General features: G+C 63.1%; 21 protein-coding genes. 5 read left to right on the forward strand and 16 right to left on the reverse strand.

The window, feature by feature from the left end:
• The first annotated feature begins 38 nt into the window (after positions 1–38).
• A complete protein-coding gene (locus R9J51_RS22815; RefSeq protein WP_179506749.1) occupies positions 39–536 on the forward strand; it encodes a hypothetical protein in 498 nt (165 codons plus the stop codon).
• Positions 537–570: 34 nt separating this feature from the next.
• Here the strand turns inward: R9J51_RS22815 and R9J51_RS22820 are convergent, their stop codons facing one another.
• From R9J51_RS22820 to R9J51_RS22885, 14 genes are all read right to left on the reverse strand, one after another.
• Positions 571–1,065, reverse strand: coding sequence for an RES family NAD+ phosphorylase (locus R9J51_RS22820; RefSeq protein ID WP_179506750.1), 495 nt, complete (start codon positions 1,063–1,065; stop codon positions 571–573).
• 4 nt (positions 1,066–1,069) lie between these two features.
• Entirely contained in the window at positions 1,070–1,420 is a 351-nt protein-coding gene (locus R9J51_RS22825) for an antitoxin Xre/MbcA/ParS toxin-binding domain-containing protein (protein ID WP_133722890.1), read from the reverse strand.
• Positions 1,421–1,502: 82 nt separating this feature from the next.
• Entirely contained in the window at positions 1,503–1,703 is a 201-nt protein-coding gene (locus R9J51_RS22830) for a hypothetical protein (RefSeq protein ID WP_179506751.1), read from the reverse strand.
• Between the two features lie 14 nt (positions 1,704–1,717).
• The gene (locus tag R9J51_RS22835) at positions 1,718–2,341 is read right to left on the reverse strand and encodes a DUF6927 domain-containing protein (RefSeq protein ID WP_179506752.1); all 624 of its coding nucleotides are present in this window, start codon (positions 2,339–2,341) and stop codon (positions 1,718–1,720) included.
• Positions 2,342–2,352: 11 nt separating this feature from the next.
• A complete protein-coding gene (locus R9J51_RS22840; protein WP_179506753.1) occupies positions 2,353–2,994 on the reverse strand; it encodes a hypothetical protein in 642 nt (213 codons plus the stop codon).
• Positions 2,995–3,034: 40 nt separating this feature from the next.
• Complete coding sequence (locus R9J51_RS22845) at positions 3,035–3,427, reverse strand: hypothetical protein (RefSeq protein WP_179506754.1); 393 nt, start codon at positions 3,425–3,427, stop codon at positions 3,035–3,037.
• A complete protein-coding gene (locus R9J51_RS22850) occupies positions 3,396–4,334 on the reverse strand; it encodes a zincin-like metallopeptidase domain-containing protein (RefSeq protein WP_179506755.1) in 939 nt (312 codons plus the stop codon). The genes R9J51_RS22845 and R9J51_RS22850 overlap by 32 nt, the downstream gene beginning before the upstream one ends.
• 82 nt (positions 4,335–4,416) lie before the next feature.
• Positions 4,417–6,495, reverse strand: a complete 2,079-nt coding sequence (locus tag R9J51_RS22855; RefSeq protein WP_179506845.1) for a ParB/RepB/Spo0J family partition protein — start codon at positions 6,493–6,495, stop codon at positions 4,417–4,419.
• 184 nt (positions 6,496–6,679) lie between these two features.
• A complete protein-coding gene (locus R9J51_RS22860; protein WP_432788094.1) occupies positions 6,680–7,255 on the reverse strand; it encodes an alpha/beta hydrolase in 576 nt (191 codons plus the stop codon).
• A 23-nt stretch (positions 7,256–7,278) separates the two neighbouring features.
• Positions 7,279–7,686, reverse strand: coding sequence for a hypothetical protein (locus R9J51_RS22865; RefSeq protein WP_432788095.1), 408 nt, complete (start codon positions 7,684–7,686; stop codon positions 7,279–7,281).
• 21 nt (positions 7,687–7,707) lie between these two features.
• Positions 7,708–8,607: an alpha/beta hydrolase-fold protein gene (locus tag R9J51_RS22870; RefSeq protein WP_179506757.1), complete on the reverse strand. Its 900-nt coding sequence runs from the start codon at positions 8,605–8,607 to the stop codon at positions 7,708–7,710.
• Entirely contained in the window at positions 8,598–9,734 is a 1,137-nt protein-coding gene (locus R9J51_RS22875) for a hypothetical protein (protein WP_179506758.1), read from the reverse strand. Before R9J51_RS22875 ends, R9J51_RS22870 begins: the two co-directional genes overlap by 10 nt.
• Complete coding sequence (locus R9J51_RS22880) at positions 9,731–10,042, reverse strand: PadR family transcriptional regulator (protein ID WP_179506759.1); 312 nt, start codon at positions 10,040–10,042, stop codon at positions 9,731–9,733. The genes R9J51_RS22875 and R9J51_RS22880 overlap by 4 nt, the downstream gene beginning before the upstream one ends.
• Before the next feature lie 72 nt (positions 10,043–10,114).
• Entirely contained in the window at positions 10,115–14,398 is a 4,284-nt protein-coding gene (locus R9J51_RS22885; protein ID WP_179506760.1) for a strawberry notch-like NTP hydrolase domain-containing protein, read from the reverse strand.
• 205 nt (positions 14,399–14,603) lie between these two features.
• On the opposite strand from R9J51_RS22885, the gene R9J51_RS22890 reads away from it, so the two are divergent.
• Together R9J51_RS22890 and R9J51_RS22895 are read left to right on the forward strand one after the other, a co-directional pair.
• On the forward strand, positions 14,604–14,915 hold the full coding sequence (locus R9J51_RS22890; RefSeq protein WP_179506761.1) for a helix-turn-helix domain-containing protein: 312 nt from the start codon (positions 14,604–14,606) through the stop codon (positions 14,913–14,915).
• Entirely contained in the window at positions 14,912–16,174 is a 1,263-nt protein-coding gene (locus tag R9J51_RS22895; RefSeq protein WP_179506762.1) for a type II toxin-antitoxin system HipA family toxin, read from the forward strand. Before R9J51_RS22890 ends, R9J51_RS22895 begins: the two co-directional genes overlap by 4 nt.
• Before the next feature lie 299 nt (positions 16,175–16,473).
• Here the strand turns inward: R9J51_RS22895 and R9J51_RS22900 are convergent, their stop codons facing one another.
• On the reverse strand, positions 16,474–17,373 hold the full coding sequence (locus R9J51_RS22900) for an SDR family oxidoreductase (protein WP_179506763.1): 900 nt from the start codon (positions 17,371–17,373) through the stop codon (positions 16,474–16,476).
• A 50-nt stretch (positions 17,374–17,423) separates the two neighbouring features.
• Complete coding sequence (locus tag R9J51_RS22905; RefSeq protein ID WP_179506764.1) at positions 17,424–18,155, reverse strand: SDR family oxidoreductase; 732 nt, start codon at positions 18,153–18,155, stop codon at positions 17,424–17,426.
• Positions 18,156–18,242: 87 nt separating this feature from the next.
• On the opposite strand from R9J51_RS22905, the gene R9J51_RS22910 reads away from it, so the two are divergent.
• Both R9J51_RS22910 and R9J51_RS22915 read left to right on the forward strand, forming a co-directional pair.
• Positions 18,243–19,151, forward strand: coding sequence for a LysR family transcriptional regulator (locus tag R9J51_RS22910; protein ID WP_179506765.1), 909 nt, complete (start codon positions 18,243–18,245; stop codon positions 19,149–19,151).
• Positions 19,152–19,616: 465 nt separating this feature from the next.
• Entirely contained in the window at positions 19,617–20,498 is an 882-nt protein-coding gene (locus R9J51_RS22915; RefSeq protein ID WP_179506766.1) for an AraC family transcriptional regulator, read from the forward strand.
• Positions 20,499–20,589 lie beyond the last annotated feature (91 nt).

A 20,589-nucleotide genomic window follows, 5' to 3' on the forward strand; every position in this document is an offset into this window, starting at 1 on the left:
GTTCACTCTATGTTCGTCACATAGAGGAATTCTGTCTTATGAACAAGGTATTCGATCTCGGCCAGTTCGACCTCGATCTGACGCTCCGCGATGCATCGCTTGACCCTCTGGTGTCGCCTACGCGGCGCTCGCTCGCCAACGCGTCCATCGGCGTCGAAGCATTCGATGCCTATTATTCGGCGCGCGAACTCTACGAAGCGCTGCAGGGGGTGTTCCAGGGCACGCCCGGTTCCAAGAACAAGCTGACGCAGGTGCTGTCGTGCCAGTGCGACGATTATCAGCGCTGCCTCTACTACACGCTGGCAGGGCGCGGCATCGTCCAGATGCTGGATGATCTTGAATGGCTGCTCGATATCTTGCGCCCTCGCTGCCAGATGTCGGGGCAGCTCCTGCGTTTAGGCGAGCGGCCTGCACCGCAGATCAATCCTTATGTCGCGAGTGAGCCCGACGGGCCGGTTCCGGCACGTTCGGCCGACTTCGTCGAGGGACCCTCGTGGTATCTCGATCCGTCGCTTGGCGGCCGGATCGAAGACTAGGCAGGCATCGGCCTGCCGGCCTTACCGCCAGAAATCAGGGATTGCGCAGGCCAAGCCGGTCGTCGTCATCAACAAGCGTAACGCGCCCTTCCCAATCCCACAGGACGAGGTTGAGAGCGTCGGCGGGAGCGCCGCGGGCATAGCTCGGCACGACAATGCCGACATAGCCTTGTGCAATCGCGGCCTCGGCCAGGTCCTGCGTCGGCACGGGCTTTCCAGATAGCATCCGGTCCCGCCACGACGGGTCACCGAGTTCCGCTGGTGCCAGGCCGAAAGGCTGGAGCGCGGCTGTGTCGCGGCCATCCAGCAAGGGCCCGATGTCGGCCTGATAGGCAACCAGGGTTGTCGGCTGCAACGTGCCGACCTGATTGGCCTCGCGAAGCGCCGTCTCGGGCGCGAGCGAAGTATAGAGCGCAGGGCGCCCCATGCGGTTGAACCGTCCACCAAACCGGGCAGCCCCCTCCCCCGAGAGCGGCTCGCGGGACCAGACCGGATTGTGGGCGCGGTAGAGCAGCCCGGTGAAGTGCATGCGCCTAGGCGTGAATGCCGGCGTCGACGGCGTCGATATAGGTCAGCACGTCATCGGCCCGGTTGCTCTGTACGAGCTGCATGGCGGTCTGGCCCGAGAAGCCCGGCAGCGGCTCAGAGCGGTACCAGGCATAGGCCAGCAACGCTGACCCGAAGCGCGGTTCGACCTTGTTGAGCACTTCGACCATCTGGCGAAGACGGCGCTGAGTGCGATCCGACGCGATCCGGTCCTTGCGCTGGATCGCGTCCTTGCCGAGGCCCAGCGAGCGTGCCAGTTCGTCACTGGTCGTGCGCAGCGCGTCGACGATCTTGCGCGGAGCAAACGCACCGTTGTCAGCGTAGTTCTGAATCGCCATTGCAAAGCTCCATAAATTCTGACGCGATATAGCGTCATTCCTTGCGGCATTCAAGGTGCCACGTGGCTCTTACCGATGTGCGTCAAAGGACGACAACTTGCAGCTCGATCGCACCGGGAGGGTTCTCTCCCGTTGGCATGACGCAGAAGGGCTGGAGCTTACTGTCGGTTCTGACCACGGCATGGCTCTTCCCGGTCTTCGCGCTCATCCGGATGGCGACGCGCTCGGCATTGGCCCGCCCGCAAAGGATGCGGCGGCGCGGATCGAGGCTGGCAGAAATCATGGAAAAGGCCCTCGCTACTGGGCTGCCGGGAAGAAGGTCTTGATCTTTCGGGCCGGACGGATGACCTCGAAGCGCCGCTCCATCAACCGGGAGATGCGGTAGGCCCCGACGCCGTCGGGCGTCCGCAGCTCGATCTTGTTGCCGCGCTTGCTGACCCGGAATTCGCGGTGCTCGCTGCCGTCGGTAAAACGCAGCGGTTCGGGAAGCCGCAGGATGTCGCCGTCAGCGACCTTGCGCTCCTTGAGACGCAGCATGGCGTAACACCGGTTCCGCCAGTCCAGGGCATAGGGGTGTGAGGATGAGGTGAGCAGTTCCAGGATGCTTCGCGGGCAATTCGCCTCGACGGGGCCGGATTGCTCATCCATGTCCTTGTACCCGAAGATCAGGCCATCGGCCGCGTTCGGGTTCCAGCGGACAAGGCATATAACCGCCGTCACGTAGAGCCTCTCGCGGTCTTCACCGTAGCGCTCGACGGCTGCATAGTAGGTGCTGCCGGTGAAAACGCTCTTGAGGACCCGGCACCCTCGGAACGGAGCATCTTCGCTGGCCTCGTGTTCGTAGGTCAGCTGATCGTCGAGATAGGCTTTGGGCGTTTCATGCCCTCCCATCCCTGTGCGGTGCATGTAGAGCCAGCCCATGTGCGTGTCCTTCAGATGAGCCCCGGCTGCGCCGGAGGTGCGATTTGCAGTTCACGGGCGATCCGCGCCGTGAGTGCCGGAATGTCGGCAAGAGCGGTGATCGGAGCCTTGCGCATGACCGCGCCCGGGGGCTTCCAGAAGGGGTTGCGCCAGGCAAGACCCGGTTCGCCGAACCGCTCCGGGCTGATGCGGATGTAAACGCCCTCTGCTTCGAGCACATGCTCACCGGCGAGGGCCTCCTGCGAGGTGTAGTAGCTGATACGGTAGGCGGAATGGTCAAGCCCGATCCCGGCGGCGATCTGGCGTAGCGCGCGCGTACCTTCGCGCCGGTAGTGGCGCAGTTCTTCGGGACGATAGTCGATCCCGCGCTTGACCAGCGCGATGATCGCCGGTCGATGCTTAAGCTCGCCGAGACGCTCGATACATTGCGCGCGCAAGATCTGATCTTCGGCCTCACAGGTTGTCGGCCTTCCGTCGGCAATGCGTTGAAAGTGGCGGGTGAGGAGCAGAACCGCGGGACAGGTGGCGACCTGCCGGCCTGCGAGGCGCACATCATCAACGGCCTCGTTCAATGCCCGCAGCGCGGTTTCGAAGGTCGTCAGCCCATCGGGCTCGAGCGCGCGGCGGTAACGATAATCGATGTCGCAGAACATGGGGCTTCCTTTCCATTGCAAGAGCAATGGCCCCCTCCCCTCAATGCAGGCGGCGAAGATGTCCGCCCGAATTGTTCAGCGACAATGGCTCATAGATCATCGGCCGCACGAGCGTCCCCGGCGCGACTTGTTCAAGGATCCTGGCGATCGCGGAGACCGCAGCACCAGCCTCGGATGTCTGGATGACCAGCGCGCCCCCCTTCCCCGGGGCGGACACAAGTGACCAACCGGGTTCTCCTTTGCCGAGGAGGCGCTCCAGAACAGCGTGACGGTTTCGCCCGGGGAACAACGCTCCAACATGGTCGCCGAGTGCAGCGCCAATGTCCGCGACATTTCCGCGCGAAAGGTCACTGGCATAGCGGCTGAGCTGCGCGAGCCGCACTGCGTCTTCTGCTGTTGGCTCAAGCGTAAGCCGGAACTGTCGCCTCTTCATGGGCTTCCTCCGCAGGTTCGCTCTCATAGCCCGAATAGGCCGCAAGCAGGTTGAAGGCCTGATCGGCCTTGGCGGCAGCCGTGATGATCGCGGTCTTGTCGGACTTCAAAATGTCGAGCCAATGGGCGATGTAGCTGGCGTGGCTTTCATGGAGGTCTGCAGGTAGGCCAAGCTCATAACAGATCCGGGCACTTACCTGCTCGGCAACCAGTTCCTCGAAGGCGTAGGCCTTGTCGCCAAACCGCTTGCCGAAGGTGCGCGCAAGCCGCGAGGGGTGCCCGCTCCAGTGTCCGAGTTCGTGGGCTTTGGTGGCGACATATCCGTCTTCGGTGCGGAACGCGCCCCGCTCGGGAAGCTGGATGTAGTCTCCGCCCGGCGAGAAGAATGCACGGTCGCCGCCATGACGGATGTCCGCAGGGATCGGCGCAAAGAAGGCTTGGATGGCCGCTGCCTTCACGGAGGGCGTCGGCGGTGCATCGGGGACCGGACTGGGATAGAAATGCGGCGGCAGGCCTTCGATCTGCGAGGCGTTGAAGACGCTGTAGGACCGCATGAACCGGATGGTTTTCGACGTCTCCTCGCCAGTCGCCTGATCAACGTCGGTCTTGCTCGTGCTATTGAAATAGATGCTCGGCTCGGCCGTCTCACCCTTGCGCACCTGCCCGCCCAGTTCCTGAGCCTGACGATAGGTCATCCAGTAGCGCGAAGCATATCCGAGGCAGTCGGCGACCGCCCAGAGATAGAGGCGATTAATCCCGGTGTAGGGAAATCCGCCAGCACGCAGAGGCGCGCCACCCGACCCGGTCTTTTTCCAGGGCCGACGCCAAGGCAGTGTGCCGGCCTCGATCCGTGCGATGATGAGATTGGTGATTTCTTGCGCGACATCGCGCTTGGGTCCGCGGCGCATCGGCATTTCCCTTCTTGGAAGAAAAAGGCCCGGCCACTCTAGTGAGCGACCGGGCCAGGACATCAGGAGGAGGGTGAGGCCTTCAGGCAGCCACTGCCGTGTCTTCGGCGGCGCCTTCGGGCTGCTCTTCGGCATCAGGCAGCGCGTCCGCCCCATCGACTGCGTCGATATCGGCCTCGCCGTCGTCAGAGACCTCGGGATCAGCGCCTTGCACGCCCCCCGGCGCGGCCGTGCTGAACTTCATGGCCTCGGGCAGCCAGGCAAGGGCAGCATCCTTGACCTCCTGCTCGATGATCGCCTTGCCGGCGAAGATCGTCTCGCAGGTCTTGGCGAGGTCCGCCTTCTTGGACGCCGCATAGCGCGCTGCGAGGTCACTTCCACCAACCTCGGTCAGCGCGGCCAGGCAGGAGGTTTTGCTCACCCGGTCGAAGAAGTTCTCGGCAGTCGGCCGCCACAGAGCCGCAACGTCGACATCGAGCATCGACCCGAGCACGGCATGAACCGGATGATATTCGGATCCGTAGCCCTTCTTCGCCTCGAGCGAGAGCGCCACCGCATAGGCAAGCCAGCCCGCCTTGGCCTCGTCTTCGAGGTCGCGGAAGGCGATGAAACGGGCCGCGACACTGGTCTGCTCCTGCCACGCCTTGTCGAGGCCTTCCTCCGCCTCGGCAAGAATGCCCTCTGCCGCTGATTGCGGAACCTCGCCGGTCGCAGGATCGCTCGGCCGTCCCGCCTTGATCGAGGTGCCCTTCCCCTCATAGCTGCGATTGTCCGAGAGAGCGAAGATGGCGAAATCGAGGGCAAGCCCCGGATCGCCGAGCAGGCAGGCCGACAGGATATTGCGGCGCTGAACGGCGAGCTCGTCGAATAGCCTCGCGCTGATCGGCTTCTCGCTTCCGGGTGCGATGGCTTCAGGCCGTGCGGGAGTACCGCTTGCGCGGCCCCCGGAGGTCGGTGCCGGCTCTTCTTCCGTCGCGGTCACATTGCCGTGGTCATCGGTCTCGAACGACAACCGCTTCTCGCTGTAGTAATCTGCCTCGAGAACCATCTCGCCGCGGGTGGTGAGCACGAGGAAGCGCCCGACTTCACCGCGCCATTCTTCGGGCAGCTCACGGACCGGATTATTGAGGTCGCTGCGTTCGGCATCGAGCGCCTCGTACTCGGCCTCGAGCTTCCCGAAGTCGACGTCGTCCTGGTCGTCACCTTCATCGAAGATTGCGCTGATCTCGTCGATCCTGGCGTCGATCTCGTCAATGCGGGCTCTTGCCGCCTCAGTGAGGGGCATAGGCGGGAGCCGGACAGCGGACACGCCCATCTCGCTGCGCGCCTGCCAGGAGTTGCTTGCGGCCACGGGGCTGATCCAGGCGAGTCCGGTCTCGGCCGTGAGGCGCTGGGCCTCAGCTTCCATCTTCTCGGAGGCGAGCCTATGCGCGATTTCGATATCGATCCAGCGATCTTCGCCCGCATCGCTGAACAGATCGCGCTCGACCTTTCCGCCGGCAGCCACATAGGCATCTTCGCCGATGAGAAGCGCGATAGGGTCATTGCCGCGCATGGAGCCGGTAGCGACCATGCGGCGAATGGCGTCGGCGCTGGGGTTGTAGGCATGGCGCATCTGATCGAAGACGCGCATCTGCACTTCGTGCTGGTCCGTGGCGGCATAGGCCTTGGCGATTTCGAGGGTGATGTCGCCGGCGGCGAGTGCCTCGAAGATCGGCGCTGCCAGATTGGCAAGGCGCAGGCGGCCTTCGACGAACCGCTGGGTGAGTCCGAAGCGCTTCGCCACGGCCGCGATATCGCTGCCTTCTTTGATGAAGTGCTGGAAGGCACGGCATTCTTCAGCCGGAGACATGCCGACCCGCTGGAAGTTCTCGGCGAGCGAGGCTTCGCCCGCGGTTTCTTCGCTACCCTCGAGCAGCTTGCATTCGACTTCAGCATCCGCTGTCCAGGCACCGCGATCGATGATCATGCCGATGGCCCGCAGGCGGCGCCCACCGGCGATCACCGCATACTGGCCGCGCTTCTTGCTCTTGGTCACCAGCAGGTTCTGCAAGAGGCCGCGGGCCTCGATGTCCGCAGAAAGCTGCGCATCTTCTTGGTCGTTGCGTGTTTTGCGCACGTTCGCATCGCTCAGATAGAGCTTGGAAAAGGGAATCAGCATCTCGGTCACTCCTGATCTGCTCCCGGCCATCACCGGGGCACAGATCCCCTCCCCCTCCCCTCAATTTTCGGGTTTATGCACCCAAGAGTCTGCGCACTTGTCGAAGTTGCCATGGGTAAAACGCGCTCAGCGCAACCCGGTGCGAACTACTAAAAGGGCGCGCCGATCAGGGCAGTGTCCTTATTTACAAGACGCCGATATCATGCAGCCATTCTTCAAGATGTTGCGGCCAGCGATGGGTGACGGGATCTTGAGTGGGGCGCAGGCCGAAGGCGTGACCTCCCCTTGCATAGACTCGCAGATCGACAGGGACACCCGCGTCCTTCAATGCAAGCATGTAGGCTAGCGGTTCCCGCACGTCATCGACGTTATCGTCAAGTGCGTGGATGATTAGCGTGGGCGGTGCCTCCCCACTGATAGCAACCCAAGGTTTTAGCGCGAGGTTGTTCTTGCCCTTGCCGTCATCCAGCAGCCGGGCTGTATAGACTACAACCGCAAAATTCGGCCGCGTCGATTGCTGATCGGCATCATCGATCGTCGGAAAGGTGCGCGTCTGCTTGTTGCTCAATTCGGTGACGAGATAAGCACCTGCAGAAAAGCCGATTGCCCCGATCTTCGCCGGATCAATCCCATACTGGGCTGCATCACGGCGCAGCAGGCTCATGGCGCGCTGGGCATCTTCCAGCCCGAGCAGCACCTCGGGCCGCGTCTGTTTGCCATCAATCCGGGGCCACACCTGCGGGGTGCGATATTTAAGCATGACGCAGGTCATGCCCCGGGCAGTTACCCAGTCGCACACCTCGGTCCCTTCAAGGTCGGTAGCGACCGCGTAAAAGCCCCGCCTGGCAGCACCAGCATGGCAGCGCCGGTGTTGAGCCCTTTTGGCGCGAAGACGGTCATGGTCGGGCGGGTGACATAGCTTGCCCAGTGCCACTTGCGTCCGCCGACCAGAGGGGAGCCGTTGCCGGTTGCTTCCGAGTGATCGCCGGTATCGGGCTTGGCGAGCGGCACATCAGCGGGCCAGAGCGGGATCTGCACCCCGTCCGGAGGAGCCTGCCACACGCCCTCCATCTCGACCTTGGGCACTTGGACCCGGGCTTGTCTTGGCTCACGCGCAGCGATTGATCCTGAGGATGCTGCAAGCAGCAGGGCAACACCGCCAGCCATGCCGACCTGGCCAAGCTTACGCATCGCAATCGCTTCCCTTGTTGTTCACGATACGAGGAACGCGGCAACCGAGGGTGCGTCCAAGGCGCAGTGCCCTCCATAAAGCGGATGCCACTCCGTCTGAACGCCGCGGGCGCGGGCCTGCTCGGCCAGTGCCTGCGTGCCTTCGAAATTGCCGAAGGCATCGTACAGTCCGTTCGACAGATACAGCGCCGGGGACTGGGGGCCTGCGCGCTCGATCAAGGTCAGCGGGGAGGAGGATCGCCACTCGCGGTCATTGCTGTAATAGCGGCGCGCCAGCATCCAGATGCCGAAAGCGATCTTCGGATCAGCGCCAGTGCGGGCCAAGCCTGCCCTGATTTCGCTGATCGGCGCAAAGGGGGATACCTTGTAGACGCCCGGGCACAAAGCCGCGATGCGGGCAAAACGCTCAGGGTACGAGAGCCCTGTGACCAGAACATTGAGCCCGCCCATCGACTCCCCCAACAGGATCCGCCGCCGGGGTGTGCCGAGTTTCTGTTCGATCGCGGCGATCCGCCCATTCAAGTCTTCCAGCAGGCCGCTGTCGGGGGCAGCACCCTTCGGAGACAGCAGCCAGCTCCCGCCATAGGACAAGGTTACAACCGTGGGCGGACGAATGCCCTTTGCCTGCCACTGCGCCTGAAGCAGGCCCGTGTAATAGGTCGCATCGTTCCAGACGTGCTCGTCGAGATTGCGGCCATGCAAGTGGTAGACGATATCGCCATTGGTCCCGCCGCGCGCCCGATAGATGCAATACTTCATGGGGCCGTCGCTCGCGCATTCTTCCGACGCGGGGGTGAAGGCCACGGTCTGCGCGCCCTGCGGGGTAGTCAGCGTGCGCCAGCCCCAATAGCTACAAGCCAACAGGACGACGACAATGCCGAGAGCGATTGCACGGCGGGGATGGCGCGGGGTCAGGCGCATGACGTTTTCCTCGGGAACAGTCGGACAAAGAAATCCGGCTGTGGCCTTGCGGGCTGCCTGCCGCCGGCAAGCAGCCGGTCGCGGGCATGCTGCTTTGGCGGCAGCATGCAGGCGCTAAGCAGGTATCCGATTATCGCGCTGCCACCGTATCCCACCAACGGCGTAGGATAATTGCCAACCACGGCAGCCAGAATAATTGCCAGCCACACCGCGCCGAATACCGCACAAAGCCGCGCTGCATCCCGGTTTTGCTGGCCGAAGGCCGCAGCGGGCAGCAACAGGATCGCGCCTCCTACCGCAGCTGCGATGCCGAGCAGTGGGTGAACCTGCCAGGTCTCCGAGAACACGCCCTCGGTGAGGCGCATGGGAGGCAGATTGTCGGCCCGCACAATGGTGGTCACAAAACCGAACGCGCTCGCCACAAGCGCAAGGAGCACATGCCTGTTGCGGCACAGCAGCGAGAGCATGGCGATCCCGGCGAACATTGCGCCTGCCATCGCCCGGTCGGGCTGCATGGCCACGACCACCGCCGCAACGATTACAGCCGCCGCGCAGGCAGCCGTCGCACTGCACGCGAACATCATTAGCAGGCCGGGGAGGAGAATCAGGCTCGATTGCACCATCAACGGCCCGACCGCCACCCATCGCACAACGCCATGCGACGAAACGCCAAATACGTTGGTCAGCACCAGCAATCCGGGAATGATGATCGCTACGATGGTGCGGCCACTTTCAGGAAGGCCCTCCCAGACGGCCGCCCCCGCCAGCAGCGCAAGCCCCACGCAGAGCGAGACGATGTTCACAAGGATCATCGATGACGAGGCGCCAGCCACGAAGAGATGGACAACGCCGATCACGACTGCCGCAATAGCAGCGAGGGCGGCAACAAGGCGCGGCCCAATGCCATCAGTGACAAAGCCAACAGCATCGCTCAGCCTCACCCTGATGAAGGTGAGCGCCAGACTCGAGCCCGCCCCGACTGCAAAGCGCAGGGATTCGCTATCGTCCGTGATGGCCGCCGCCTCTGCTCGCACAGCCTCAGCCCAGTCCCGCATGCGCACTGGTGCCAGTCCGACCAGTCGGACAAGCAGCTTGTCGGACAGTTTGCGCATAGTCCGGCGGCTCATGTGCGTACCTCGCGTAGCCGTGAATGGGCCGCGCCGGCCGGTTCCACCGGGTTAGCGCGGGCCACTTCGATCCCCGCAGCTGTCAGCTTGTAGGTGTGGCGCGGAGGACGACCAGGTTCGGCGGGAGGTTGCCATTCGGTTTCGAGAAAGCCCTTGTCCTCAAGCCGGATCAGCAAGGGATAAAGCGTTCCAGATTTGACGCCCGTGGATTTGGCCAGATCATAGCCATAGGACCATGATTCGGCCCTATCGAGGAGTGCGGCGAGCACCAGCTTGGCCGCTGGCGAGAAGGAGCGTGAGCGAGTCATGCTCCATAACTCTACTTATATAGACTTAGAGTCAAGCCACTGACTGAATGCGCTCTTTTTTGGGTTTCATCATTACCGTTCTTGCCCATTCGTGCACAACAAGTCCGACTGGTTATTGGCGCGCGATAATGGTGACGGGAATCTCCGGATCAGGAGCGCCGCCAGCACGGCCTCCGCCGCCCTTGTCGGAATGAACACCCGTGTGCGGAACGAAATGATCTCGGTGAAGCAGCCGATGCTCTTCAACCAGGGCAGCTGGTCGACAGGGGCGCCGACGATCTCGTAGCGTTGCTCGTTGGCGACCCGCGAGGACTTGATGGTGGCCTCGAATGGTTGCTTGATAGGGATCGTCCGATGCTCGCCGAGCGCCTTGAGGATTGTTTGCTCCGTGAGTTCGACACTCGAGGTAATGTCGAACTTCTGCAGAAGGTTTGCGACGTCGAGCTCGTGCACGATGCGGCCGAGCCAGCTGCGTCCCTCCTCATCGACAATTCGCCGAACCTCCAGATATTCGATGGGAAGGCTCGACCAGATCGGCAACAGCAGTCCTGTGGCGAGGTAGATCTTCTCGGTTGTCAGCTTCTCGGCCAACTCGGCAACCTCGGCACACCAGGCCTGCTCGAAGGTCTCCCGAGAGCACTCCGCCCAAGCAGACTCGGCGAGATCATCAAGATGATGGTATTCGCGGCGTAGCGGTCGGTGGAGAATGACGCGGCGGATCAGCTCGCCCCGATCCGTCATGAAGTGCCGGGACGGTTCGGCCAGCGCTGCCCTGCCACTCTTGGTATTGTGCATCAGCATGCACCCGTCCGACAGGTCGAGGCGCTGCTTTACCCGTTCTAACGTCATTGGCCGGGCACGCGTCCTGAGCGCGAGCTGGAGAAGGTGCGAGGTCGCCCCGGTCCTTGCGTCCGTCCGCAGCACAATATCTTCGATGACCTCGGCACTTTCGACCTGGATCGTTTCAACGCCAACGTCGAGAGAGCCGGCCTCCCGTGCCGCGGAAACCCGGGCCTCGACCAGCCCGAGAAACTCGTCGAAGATCGCGTTCTGCGCGCCGATCGGAAGTGCAAGAATGCGATTGAGCCACCGCTGGATCGGGGGAAGGTCTTCTTGGAGCACGCCGTCCTGGGAGACGATCGTCAATCCGCTGCGTCGCTCGAAGTCAGACAAGGTCACGCTCTTCAGCGTCCCCTCCGCGAGAAGGCCGAACCAGCTGGTGAGCGCCGCCTTGGCATAAGGGCTTTCGAGCTTGTCCGCCGGATCGAACAGATTCTGGCCGCCGGTCTGGCGCTGGCCGCGCGTCAATGCCCCAAGGCTGTCAAGGCGCCGCGCGATCGTGCTGGTGAAGCGCAGCTCACCTTTGCAGTTGGTCGTGACCGGCCTGAACAAGGGTGTGTTCGCCTGATGGGTGCGGTGGGTGCGGCCAAGGCCCTGGATGGCCCGGTCGGCGCGCCAACCCGGTTCGAGCAGGAAATGCACCCGGCGCTTCTGGCAGGCCGCGTCAAGGCTGGCATGGTAGGAACGTCCTGTTCCGCCTGCATCGCTGAAGACGAGAATGGGTTTGCGACCATCCATGAACTGGTCGGTCTCCGATTGGTTCGTTCGCGGAGAGCGGGTTTCGAGGCGCTGGTTGCCATCAGCCTGGGTAATGAGGCGCTTTGTGCGCCCGGTGACTTCTGCCACCTTGTCCGTTCCATAGTGTTCGATGATGCCGTCGAGGGCCGGTTTGATCGGCGGCATCGCGCAGAGGTGCTCGATCAGCTCGGCGCGCCGGGCAATCGCAGCCTGGTTGTGGACGGGGCGGCCGTCCTCGCCGAACATCGGAGTTGAATGGGTGGCGCCGGTCTCGTCGGTGTAGAGCGTCATTTGCTGGGTCGGGAAGGCGCGCTCGAGGTATTCAATCACCGCATCAAGCGGGCTGAGATCAAGGTCGAGTTCGGCCCGCTCCTCGGGTGAAAGGCTGTCGAGCCGTCGATCGAGGATGCTTTCGGCGGTCGAGACCAACTGGACCACCACCACGTCATCCTGGTCGAGGTGGTGATTGATGGCGCTGATCAGGGTCGGGAGCTTCATCGAAAGCAGTAGCTGGTTGAAAAAGCGCTGCTTTGTGCTTTCAAAGCGACTGCGCGCTGCGGCCTTCGCGCCGCCGTTTAGCGTGCTGCCGTCGATGTCGTCGACCACGCCGGTAAGAGCCAGCGCCTCCTCCATGTTCTGGTGTATGATCGACCAGGCATCCGCGTAGGTGTCGTACACCGCGATCTGCTGGGCCGTCAGGTCATGCTTGAGGATCTCGTACTCGACCCCGGCAAAGCTCAGCGCGCGGGCCTGGTACAGCCCCAGGGCCTTGAGGTCGCGCGAGACCAGCTCCATCGCCGCAATGCCCCCTGCCCTGATCTGGCTGATGAAGTCCTCGCGGTTGGCGAAGGCGGTTCCTGGCCCCCAGAGGCCGAGCCGCACCGCATAGGCGAGATTGTTGACTTCAGAGGCCCCGGTCGCCGAGGCATAGAGCACGCGGGCCTTGGGCAGATGGTTCTGGAGCATGACGCCGGCGATACCCTGCTGAGAGCCAGATTTGCTCCCGCGAGCGCCCTCCCCTCCGGCGACACCGCCCATTTCATGGCTTTCGTCAAAGGCGATGACACCTTCGAATTCCGCCCCGGCCCAGTCCAGCAGTTGCTTGAGACGGGTCGCATCCTGCCTCTGACTGCGCAGCGTGGGATAGGTTACGAAGAGGATCCCCTCGCGGAAGGGCACCGGCTGATCGATCTTCCAGCTGGAGAGTGGTTGAATGTCGGCAGGCATCCCGCCGATCGCGCTCCAGTCCCGCCGCGCATCTTCGAGCAAGCTCTCGTTCTTGGATACCCAGATCGCCTTGCGGCGTCCGGCCAACCAATTTTCGAGAATGCAGGCGGCAATCTGCCGGCCTTTGCCCGCGCCAGTGCCATCACCGAGGAAGTAGCCCTTGCGGTAGCTGTGTCCATCTTCAGCCAGAGTGAGAGCGACACCCTCATCAGCGGGGACGAACAGGCTGGGTAGATACTGCTGCCAGGCATTGCCGGCATAGATCACGGTCTCAAGCTGCGCTTCTGAAAGCAGACTTTCTTTGAGGATGCGGTCCTGCAGGCTGGGGCAATATTCAGGCACCGGCGCGGGTATTGAGCCCATGGCCACACTTTCCACGAGCGGGGTCGGGTGCGCCTTTGCACGATCGATGTCGATCCGGCTCGGGCGGTAGGGCAGATAGACCCCGGCCTGCTCGCCCAGAGGCCGAGGCGTTTCCAGACGGCGAATAACGAGCGGCGATACCGATGGCGCTTCGATCACGCGCGGCTTTGCCGCCGGCGCCTTTGCACTGGTGCGCATCGCCTTGAACAGCGTGCCTGGCTTGGTCTGCTGCCGTGCGGAAATTGGTGAAAGCTCGCAAGGACCGACTGCCCGCTTCACCACTGTGATCGCCCCGGCAATCTCTGCGACGGTCGATCGGGCAAGGATTGCAGGACGGATGTTTCCGGGGACCTTGTCGATCACATAGAGGCGAACCGGCACGCTGGTGCCCTGCTTGTGATAGCATCTGGCAAGGCGGCAAGCTGTTTGCACTGTGCAGTTCTCGAACGTCTGGTCATAGATTTTCGAGAGTTTGGCGCTGGTGGTGAACCAGTCCGGCATGACCGCCACAAGTCTGCCGCCAGGAGCCAGTCTACCGAGCGCGGCGCGCAGATGTCGCACCGCTGCGAAATGGTCCATGCCCCTGCCCTCCGATCGGGAAAATGGGGGGTTCATCAGAATCAGGCTGGGGCGCAGCGAGGGATCTAGCGCGGATGCCAGCATCGCACCGTCGATCCCGGTAAGCTCGGCATGCTTGAAAAGCAGAGCGAGCTTCTCACGGCGTTTGGGATCAAGTTCATTGAGGTGCAGTTGCCTGACCGTCGGCAGGCTGGCCACAAGTGCCCCATGTCCCGCACTCGGCTCCAGCACGATGTCGTCTGGCCGGGGCTGTGCGAGGAAGGTCGCGAGTGCCGCAAGATCGGCAGGCGTGGAGAATTGCTGAAACCGGATCTGGTCCTCACTTCTGACGGTATGGGTTGGCAGCTCCTCAACCAGAAGGCTCAAAGCGGTGATGGCGTCCAGGTGCATCGGACAAGGCGATTTCAGCAGGTGACGGGTCACCCCTGCCTCGAGGAGGTCATAGGCATCCCGTTGTGTCCAACGGCCCTCTGCTGAGCCAGACCCGTGGAGGCGTTTCATGACGCTGAAGAGCGTCATCTTGGTCAGCGATCCACTGGCGAGCTCCAGCGCGACTTCGTCGATGGCCTGATCAAGGCGGGTGTCGAACTGGGTGAAAAGATCGGTCATGCGCTGCTCCTGATGCTGATGCGCATCAGAGCATCCCCCTCCCCTTCTGGCTTGGCAGCGCGGTGACTTGGAATTGAGCTAAAGGCGCAGACCAAGGTTCAGCTAGGAAGACCGGCCCAGATCGCGGCCTTGCGCCAAGAGAAGTTCGTGGGCCAAATATGGCCAATAATTTGACGCTACGAGGCATATAGGCCATATATGGCCTATGCTATTCACCCTCCAGGATCAGCTGACGAGCCTCGGCAAGCGGATCAAGGCCCGCCGCCTGGCGCTTGACCTTACACAGCAAGCGGCAGCCGCCAAAGCCGGCGTGGCCCACAGAACATGGCGGCGGATGGAGGCCGAAGGCAGGGCTTCAATCGAAGACCTGGTGCGCGCCGCCATAGCGCTGCGCTGCGACGAGGGCATTGTCGCGCTGTTCCCTGAGATCGCGGTAAGCAGCATGGATGAACTGCTCGCGCAGCAACGCCAAACAGCCAAGCCGCCGCGCAAGCGTGCCAGCGGGGCAAGGCCATGAAGCTGGCGCCGGGAACACCTTTAGCGGTTGGACTGCTGACCGATGAGACCGCCCCGCCGCGTTCGGTCGGCAGGCTGGCGATGGCCAGGGGCCTTGCGCAGCTCGAATGGTCTGCAGAGATCATCGCGGAAGGGCTCCCAATCTCTCCGCTGCACTACCCGGCTGAGCCAGGCCTGCACCCTGCCCGCAGCCGGACCTTCGACGGTCTCCACGGTTTTCTGTCGGACTGTCTGCCCGACGCCTGGGGTATGCTCTTGCTGAAACGTCGGCTCCAAAGGATGGGTCACCGGTTCGAAGACCTCAATTCGGTCGACCGGCTCGCCCTGGTTGGCACGAAAGGTCGGGGCGCCCTGGTCTTTCAGCCCGAAACGCTTGGTGGTGAGGCTTCAAGTACTATCGACCTCGATGCTTTGGCCGATGAATCCCGCCACGTTCTGCTCGGCGAGGAGACAGAGCTGGAGGCGCTGCTCACTCGTCTGGGTGGCGGCTCGGGCGGCGCGCGGCCGAAAGTTCATGTGGCGATCGACGGGGGCGGCAAGCTGTCCGCCGGAGACGAGTTGGCTGCAGCGGGAACCAAGAGCGCCGGTGAGGAATGGATCGTCAAGTTTGCAGCGACCAATGACCCCGAGGATATCGGGCCGCTGGAGGAGGCTTACGCCAGGATGGCCCGCGCTGCGGGAATAGAAATGGCTGAAACGCGATTGATCCCATCGGCAAGTGGGCCAGGTCATTTCGCGACCAGGCGCTTCGATCGACCAGCGTCGGGGCAGAGGCTTCACATGGTGAGCTTGGGCGGGGTGCTTGAGGCCTCGCCGCATATGCCCAGCGTCGACTACGACGGCTTTCTGAAGGCAACCTTGGCCATCACCCATAGCATGGCCGATGTGGAACAGGCCTTCCGCCGCATGGTTTTCAACGTGCTCGCGCGAAACCGCGACGATCATGTTCGCCAACATGCTTACCTGATGGACGCCCGGAGAGATTGGCGGCTTGCGCCGGCCTTCGACCTCACGTTTTCGAATGGCCCCGGCGGCGAGCATTACATGGCTGTTTTGGGCGAAGGCCGCACCATCACCCGCGGACATGTCGAAAAGCTCGGGAGGGTCCACGGGATTTCGCCAAAGCGCGTGGCCGCCGTAATCGACGAGGTTCGCGCAGCACTCGCCGAGTGGCCGTCGCATGCGCGTAATGCTGGGGTCGGGATCTCCATGGCGACGGTTTCCCAAGGCTTAGCTGCAGTCGCCCAAGAGTTTAACTGACGGTAGCTTCGCCCGCCGGGGTCCGACAATGCACCGAAGAGGTGGAACCCGACAGAAAACCTGAAGCTCGCCATCGCGAGTTTGGATGTCTGGAATGCCAAGAGCATGTCCTTCACTCATCGCGATGCCGTCAGGCAGTAAAGAGGCTCAGTTCTGGTCATTGACTGTAGATGGCGGCCTGCCTTTCAGCTCGGATGGGTCAGGCAGGACATCCCTAGTGGTTCGCCCTCGCGTCGATAGAACTGCTCCGCTGAACGGTCCGAAGAAAACTAGCGAGGCAAATTCGTTGGCGACATTGACTAGCTAGCCACAGTCATCAGATCAGCGATCCCGAACCGCTCCATGAAGTCGCGCTGCATGCGAACGCTGACCTCGTTGACCTCGGCGGCGCCATGGTGCTGGGGATCGACGACGATGCGGAAGGGGCGCTGGCCTTTCGGTGTGGCGATAACGTCGCGCACCGCTTCGGCCACCTCGCCGACATCGGTGCGCGCGCCGGGTGTCGCGAGGCTGTCGAGCCGGGCGGCAAGTTTGGGTGGCAGGTCGTTGATGCGGTCATATTGCGCGCTGACCGCCTCGTCCTCGGCAAGCTGCGCCCCGGCGAAGTGGTTGGTGCCGGCGGTGTAAGCGCCTGGCTGGACGATCACTGTATCGATGCCATAGCGGCTGTTCTCGTAATGCATCGTCTCAGCCAGCGCGTCGCCGGCCGCCTTGCTCGCCACATACGGACCCTGAAAGGGGCTGAGGATGCGGCTGGTGACGCTGCCGATGTAGAGCAGCAGCCCATCGCCCTGCTTGCGCATCTGCGGCAGGAACGCACGATTGACGCGCAACCACGAAACAGTGTTGGTGTCGAAAATCCGCAGCAGCTGCTCGGGCGTAAAGGCTTCGGTCACGCCGATCATCAGCATGGCGGCGTTGTTGATGACGACATCGACGCGGCCCTGCTCGGCGATCACTTGATCGGCGGCGGCCTTGGCTGAGCTCTCGGAGAGCACGTCGAGTTCCAGCGGAATGAGCTGGATGATCTGCTCGCCGGCTAGCGCACGCAGTTCCTGCGCGGCACCAGCGTAGCGGCCCTCGACGCCGCGCATCGAGGCGTAGACGATGTGGCCGGCCTGCGCGAGCAGCGTGGCGGCGAGGCGGCCGAAACCGGTGGCGGCGCCGGTGACGACGATGACTTTGGACTGGGTCGACATGACGGGGTTCCTTGCGATGAGAGTGAGTTCCGGAGGACGCAGCGATCGACTCACCAGTAGCCGCCGTTGGCCGCGAAGCTCTGGCCGTTGATCCATTCGCCTTCGGGGCCGGTGAGGAAGCTGACGACGCCTGCGACATCTTCGGGCTCGCCCAGGCGGCCGAGCGCGATCTGCTGCTCGAAATGGGCAATGACCTCTGCAGACTTGCCCGCCATGAAAAGCGGGGTGCGGGTGGGGCCGGGCCGCACGGCGTTGACCGTGATGCGCTTGGCGCCAAGCTCTTTCGCCGCAACGGCGGTGAGCTGCTCGATCGCGGCCTTGCTGCCGAAATAGACCCCGTAACCGGGGATCGGCGCGCCCTGGAAGCTCATCGAGATATTGACGATCCGGCCACCTTCGCGAAGCCGGTTGGCGGCCTCGCGCATGGCATGGAAGGCGCCGTAAAGGTTGGTGCGGACCACCGCGTCGAAATCGGCATCGGTGAACTCGGCGAGCGGCTTGCGGACCGCGCGGCCGGCATTGTTGACGAGGATATCAACCCCGCCGAACTCGGCCTCGGCTGCGTCGAACAGCCCGGCGACGGCGGCGCTATCGCCCACATCCGCCCGCACGGCGCGCGCGGTGCCGCCCGCAGCCGTGATCTCGGCGACCACCTTGTCGGCTTCGGCGGCATTGCCGGCATAATTGACGATAACTGCGTTGCCGTCTGCTGCGAGACGCTTGGCGATGGCGGCGCCGATGCCGCTCGAGGCACCGGTGACGATGGCAACTTTCTGGGTCATGGCAGGTCTCCTGATGGGCCGGACTGGCAAGGCTCTCTATGCCGCTGACACCTTGCTTGCGTCCAATGCATAGAGTAAAATAACAATATGCAGTTGACGCATGTGCGAACCTCCGATCTCAATCTCCTCCTCGCCGCGCTGGTGCTGTTCGAGGAGCGCAAAATCTCAGCAGCGGCGGAACGCTTTCACCTTTCGCAGCCGGCGATGAGCCGTCTGCTCCAGCGCCTGCGCGAAACCTTTGGCGACGAACTCCTGGTTCGGGGCGCGAGTGGCTATGAGCTCACGCCTCGCGCCCGCCAGCTTCAGGAAGAGCTGGCCGTGTTGCTGCCACGGCTTGACCGGCTGATTGCCGGCCCGCGCTTCGATCCCGCTAGCGCGCGCGAGACGTTCCGCGTCGCACTGACCGACTATGCCGCGCTGATCGTTGCGCCGCCGCTGATGGCCCGCCTGTCAGCCGCCTCGCCCGGGATTGTTCTCGACCTCCAGGCCTGGAGCGACCGCGCGTTCAACGATCTTGAGCGAGGCCGTCTCGATCTCGCCTTCTGGGTCGATGACGCGCCAGCGCCGTTGGTGTGCGCTCCACTGTTCGACGAAGACTTTGTATGCGTGATGGACGCGGACCATCCTGCTGGCGATGCGCCGTTGACGGTGGAGCGCTATCTCGACTTCCCCCACGTCGTCATCGGTGTTCTCGGCGGCAAGCAGACGGTGATCGAACAGCGCCTCGAGGCGCTCGGCATCCATCGGACGATCGGCCTGCGTGTCCCGTTCTTCGCCGCGGCAGTGCTCACCGTGCCGCACACGCCGCTCATCGCCACCCTACCGCGCCGCATGGCACGGCTTTATGCTAGCAATCCAGCTATCCGCCTTGTCGAACCGCCGGTCGCGCTCGGGGCATTCCGCTATATCATGGCCTGGCATCCACGGATGACTGGTGATCCGGCGCATTCCTGGCTCCGGCAATCTGTTGAGGGAGCCATCGGGAACTCTACATGAAGGAGTAGCGGCGCAGAAGGCGAGGGCCCAAGGATTTGAACTCAGCTAGGCTGGCGATGGCTCATGAGGGACCAGGTCGCTTGAGCGTTGGGGGTCACCATTACATCGTATTGAGCTGGAGAGGCAGCAATCGACCAAGTATCGCCATTCCTCGGTCGTGGCGCGGAGGACCGGTTGTAACAGGAGCCGTCAATCGAGTGCCATAGTTTCTCTAAACCGGTCGCGTGGTGGGTGCGCGATCGTCCCGTTTCTCCATCTAAGGTGCGGCGTTTCAGGAAAACGCAATCGGGAACAGGTTTTGGGAAAACTCAGCCCCGCCATCCGGATTTTGACACGCGCTGCACCGACCGTCCCGCGCCACGTTCGTTTTTGGGAAGGACCATCGGGCTGTGTTAGAACCGCAAGATCGGTCGAGCGCGTCATATCCGTGAGCGCCTAACTGGCGTCGCCACGGAGGACAGGACGATGAAGGCGGCGCTTTCCCACTACCACGCCCGAATGCAGCGGGTGCTGGATCACATTGACCGGCACTTGGATTGCGACTTGAATTTGGACGCGGTGAGCGGGGTCGCGGCCTTCTCGAAATACCATTTCCACCGGCAGTTCACGGCGACCTTCGGGCTGTCCGTGCATCGCTATATCCAGCTCGCCCGCATGAAGCGGGCATCCCACCGGCTGGCCTATCGGGACGCGCATAGCATCACCGACATAGCGATGGACGCCGGTTACGATGCCCCGGATGCCTTCGCCCGCGCCTTTCGGCAACGGTTCGGGCAGTCGCCGTCGTCGTTCAGGAAAGCTCCCGATTGGGAGCCGTGGCTTGCGGCCTTCGGGCCTCTCGACAACGCGAGGAGCAAGCTCATGCAGACCACCTATACCCCTGAAGACGTGACGATCCGCGATGTGGCCCCGACGCCAGTGGCGATCATGGAGCACCGCGGCGACCCGGCGACGATCGGCACGACCATCCAGCGGTTCATTGCTTGGCGCAAAGTAACCGGGTTGTCGCCAAAGACCAGCCCGACCTTCAACGTCTTCCACTCCGATCCAAGCGCGACGCCGCCGGCCGAATACCGCATGGATCTGTGCGTCGGCACCGATCGTCCGATCGAGGCGCATGGCGAGCGGATCGAGGCCGGCACCATTCCCGGCGGACGCTGTGCGGTGCTGCGCGTCGTCGGCAACACCGACAATCTGGAACCTGCCGCCCTATACCTCTACCGCGATTGGCTACCGGCAAGCGGCGAGGAAGCACGGGACTTCCCGCTCTACTGCCAGCGCGTCACCTTCTTCCCGGAGGTGCCGGAACATGAAGCAATCGCGGACCTGTTCCTGCCGCTGAAGTAGATTGGTGCAGGGGCGGCGAGGCTCCGTAGCGAACAGGCCGCCCTTTCCCAGAACTCGATCCTTTTTGGGACGCTCGAGAATGGCGGCTCTC

The organism is Novosphingobium rhizosphaerae, from assembly GCF_050920675.1.
Classification (GTDB): Bacteria; Pseudomonadota; Alphaproteobacteria; order Sphingomonadales; family Sphingomonadaceae; genus Novosphingobium; species Novosphingobium rhizosphaerae.